Source organism: Mesorhizobium sp. M7A.F.Ca.CA.002.04.1.1 (genome assembly GCF_004022805.1).
GTDB classification, from domain to species: domain Bacteria; phylum Pseudomonadota; class Alphaproteobacteria; order Rhizobiales; family Rhizobiaceae; genus Mesorhizobium; species Mesorhizobium ciceri.
In genome coordinates this window covers 1-3,619 of the sequence record NZ_RZPL01000600.1, presented here as the reverse complement: position 1 = coordinate 3,619, position 3,619 = coordinate 1, and the positions used below count along the sequence as shown (strand labels likewise).

General features: G+C 64.4%; 5 protein-coding genes. 3 read left to right on the top strand and 2 right to left on the bottom strand.

Annotation, left to right across the window (positions count from 1 at the left end; genetic code table 11):
- Positions 1-1,283: hybrid sensor histidine kinase/response regulator (locus tag ENZ75_RS25075; protein WP_128278394.1), on the top strand; the 1,283-nt coding region annotated here is incomplete at its 5' end.
- Positions 1,284-1,287: 4 nt separating this feature from the next.
- Here the strand turns inward: ENZ75_RS25075 and ENZ75_RS25070 are convergent.
- Both ENZ75_RS25070 and ENZ75_RS25065 read right to left on the bottom strand, forming a co-directional pair.
- Positions 1,288-1,947, bottom strand: a complete 660-nt coding sequence (locus tag ENZ75_RS25070; RefSeq protein WP_024503139.1) for a response regulator transcription factor — start codon at positions 1,945-1,947, stop codon at positions 1,288-1,290.
- 120 nt (positions 1,948-2,067) lie between these two features.
- The gene (locus ENZ75_RS25065; RefSeq protein ID WP_013533615.1) at positions 2,068-2,496 is read right to left on the bottom strand and encodes a hypothetical protein; all 429 of its coding nucleotides are present in this window, start codon (positions 2,494-2,496) and stop codon (positions 2,068-2,070) included.
- Positions 2,497-2,682: 186 nt separating this feature from the next.
- Here ENZ75_RS25065 and ENZ75_RS25060 point away from each other — a divergent pair, with 186 nt between their 5' ends.
- Positions 2,683-3,033, top strand: coding sequence for a DUF952 domain-containing protein (locus ENZ75_RS25060; RefSeq protein ID WP_024503140.1), 351 nt, complete (start codon positions 2,683-2,685; stop codon positions 3,031-3,033).
- A partial coding sequence (gene pyrD / locus ENZ75_RS25055) for a dihydroorotate dehydrogenase (quinone) (protein WP_127367375.1) occupies positions 3,030-3,619 on the top strand: 590 nt, incomplete at its 3' end. The genes ENZ75_RS25060 and pyrD, both read left to right, overlap by 4 nt.

Below are 3,619 nucleotides of genomic sequence, written 5' to 3'. Positions count from 1 at the left end.
GCTCCAACCCGATGCCGGACGGCGGCATCGTCGCCACCTATGCCGACATTTCCGGGCGCGTCGAGCAGGATCTTGCGCTGAAAAGGGCCAATGAATCGCTGGAGCAGCGGGTCAAGACGCGCACCATCGAGCTGACCCGGGTCAATGAGGAACTGGCGCAGGCACAGATGCTGGCCGAGGAGGCCAATCTCGGCAAGACGCGCTTCCTCGCCGCCGCCGGCCACGACATCCTGCAGCCGCTGAACGCCGCCCGGCTCTATTGCTCCTCGCTGATCGAGAAGGCCGGCAAGGGACCTGCCGGCAAGGCGGCCGTGAACATCGAATCCTCGCTGGAATCCGTCGAGACCATTCTCGGCGCCGTGCTCGACATCTCCCGCCTCGATGCCGGCGCGATGAAGCCGGATGACACCGCCTTCAACCTCGACGGATTGCTGCGCCAGATCGGCAACGACTTCCGGCCGCTGGCCGCCGAAAAGAAGCTCGAGCTGACCATCATGCCGTCATCGCTGACGGTGACGACGGACCGCAATTTGCTGCGCCGCCTGATCCAGAATCTCGTCTCCAACGCCATCAAATACACGCGCCGCGGCCGCGTGCTGGTTGGCGTCAGGCGGCGCGGCGAATTGGCCGAGATCCAGGTGATCGACACCGGCATCGGCATCGCCGGCGACAAGCTGAACACCGTCTTTCGCGAATTCACCCGGCTCGACGAGGGCGCGCGCGAGGCCGAGGGCCTCGGTCTCGGCCTCTCCATCGTCGACCGCATCGCCCGGGTGTTGCGCCTGGAGATCCGCATCTTTTCCAGTCCGGGCAAGGGCACGCGATTCTCCGTTATCCTGCCCGTCGCGGCCGTGCAGGCACGACGCGAGATCGAAGCCAGGGCTCCCGCCCGCGCGACAGCCTCGCTGGCCGGTCTGCACGTGCTGTGCATCGACAACGACGCCCGCATCCTCGAAGGCATGCGGCTCCTGCTCGAAGGCTGGGGTTGCAACGTCGACACCGCGTCCGGTTCAAAGGATCTGGAGACCGCGAAGATACATCGCCCGGACATCGTCCTTGCCGACTACCATCTCGACGGCGAAACCGGCCTCGAACTCGTCGTCAGGCTGCGTGCGATCCATGGCGACACCCTGCCGGCCGTGCTGGTCACCGCCGACCGCTCCAACGAGGTGCGCACGACCGCCGGCGGGCTCGAGATTGCGGTGATCAACAAACCGCTCAAACCAGCGGTACTGCGCTCGATGATGGCCAGGGTCAGGCCGCTGGCGCCGGCGGCGGAATAGGGGTCTAACCCGCCGGCTGCAGCGGGTCGCTGCCGATCTTGGACAGCAGGATCACCGCCTGGGTGCGGCTGTCGACGCCGAGCTTCTGCAGGATGGCGGAGACATGCGCCTTGATGGTGGCCTCGGAGACGCCGAGTTCATAGGCGATCTGCTTGTTGAGCAGGCCCTCGGCCAGCATGCCGAGCACCCGGGTCTGCTGCGGCGTCAACGCCTGCAGCCGCTTGATCAGGTCGGATATTTCAGGGTCGCGCTCGATGCCGAGATCGACGCCGACGGGTGCTGCAATATCGCCGGCAAGCACCGATTGCACGGCGCTGCGGATTTCTTCCATGCTGGCCGATTTGGAGATGAAGCCGGAAGCGCCGAGGTCGAGCGCCCGCCTGATGGTCGCCGGATCGTCATGCGCCGACACCACGACCAGCGGCACCGCCGGATGGATGCCACGCAGCGAGATCAGGCCGGAGAGGCCGCTGGCGCCCGGCATCGACAGGTCGAGCAGCACCAGATCGACGTCCTCGTTGGCCACGACCAGCGCCTTGGCGCTCTCGAAATCGCCGGCTTCATGGATGGCGGCGACATTGCCGATGCCGGCGAGCGCTTCGCGCAGCGCACCGCGAAACAGCGGGTGATCGTCGGCGATGACGAAAGAATAGCCTGCCGGCAAATGTCCCTCCCCGAATCCCCGATGATTTTTGGCTTTTCGGGTTCAACTGGACGATTATGAGCGGCTGCGCGCTGTTTTCAAGCGGCAAAGCCAGTGCGCCGCCTCCCGTGGTTGAAACGCTCAGGTCTTCTGCGAATTGGGCTGGGCGCCGTTGTCCTTGTCCATATCCCTGACGATGCCCATGAAGCCGCGCAGGAAGCGCTCCATGTAGCCCATCGTCTTGTTGAAATCCTCTTCGCTCGGCAGTTTCGATTCGAGGCGGGCGGAGAGCGAATTCTCGAGCTTGGTGACGCGCTCGTCCATCGCCTTCATCGAGGTCTGCAAGCGGTCGACCTCGTCCTGGAAAGCGGCGCGTTCGTCGGCCGCCATCTTGCAGACGAGCTGGCCGGAGCGTTCGTCGCAGATCGACATGGCGCCGGTCTGGGTGTCCATGCGGATATAGCCGGTGGCCGACTTTTCCAGCCGGTAGCGGTCGGTTTCTTCCGAATAAGCTGAAGCCGCGACCAGCGAAACGAGCGCGGCGGGGATCAAGATGTGCTGCAGACGCATGTTGTCCTCCATGGCAAAGGCCTCAGATATCGCATGTTTGCGCCGGAAATGGGGAAGACCCTTGGCGTGGCCTTTCCCGAATGGCTGGTTCGGAATCTTTTGAAGCAATTCCCAAGGGAAAGCGCTATGCGCTTTTCCCGGGAAAACCGTTTCACACTTTTCCTGGAACTGCTCTATAGCGCAACCATGTCTCAGATTATCTACAAGATAACCCCGCAGGCGCTTTGGCGCGAGGCCGAAACGCATGGCCGCTTCACCGGCGCGCCGATTGATGTCGCAGACGGCTTCATCCACTTCTCCACGGCGGCGCAGGTCAAGGAAACGGCGGCAAAGCACTTTGCCGGCCAGACCGACCTTCTGCTGGTCGCCATCGACGGCGCCAGCCTGGGTGCTGCGCTGAGATACGAGGTCTCGCGCGGCGGTGCGCTGTTTCCGCATCTTTATGGTCCGCTCGGCCTCAAGGCTGTGCTGTGGGTCCGGCCACTGCCGCTTGGCTCCGATGGTGTGCACCAGTTCCCGGCACTGGAGGGGCAATGAGCGTGCTCGACCGGCTCGGCCAGAAGCTGCTGTTCGCCTTCGATCCGGAAACCGCGCATGGCCTGTCGATCGCGGCCTTGCGATGCGGCGTTCCGGTTGGTGCACCAGCGATCCGCGACCACAGGCTGACGGTCAGCATCTGCGGCCTCGATTTTCCCAATCCGCTCGGCATGGCGGCCGGCTATGACAAGAACGCCGAAGTGCCCGACGCGCTGCTTGGCCTGGGCTTCGGCTTTGCCGAGGTCGGCACGATCACGCCGCTGGCGCAGGCCGGCAATCCGAAGCCGCGCATTTTCCGGCTGACGGCCGACGATGCGGTGATCAACCGATTGGGCTTCAACAATGAAGGCCATGCGGCGGCCGAAAAGCGCCTTGCCGCGCGCAAGGGGCGTGGCGGCATCGTCGGCGTCAACATCGGCGCCAACAAGGACAGCAGCGACCGCATCGGCGACTATGAGCGCGGCGTCGCCCGGTTTGCGCAATACGCCAGCTATCTGACCGTCAACATCTCCTCGCCCAACACGCCGGGCCTGCGCAACATGCAGGCGCGTGAGCAGCTTGGCGAGCTCTTGTCGCGGGTCATGGC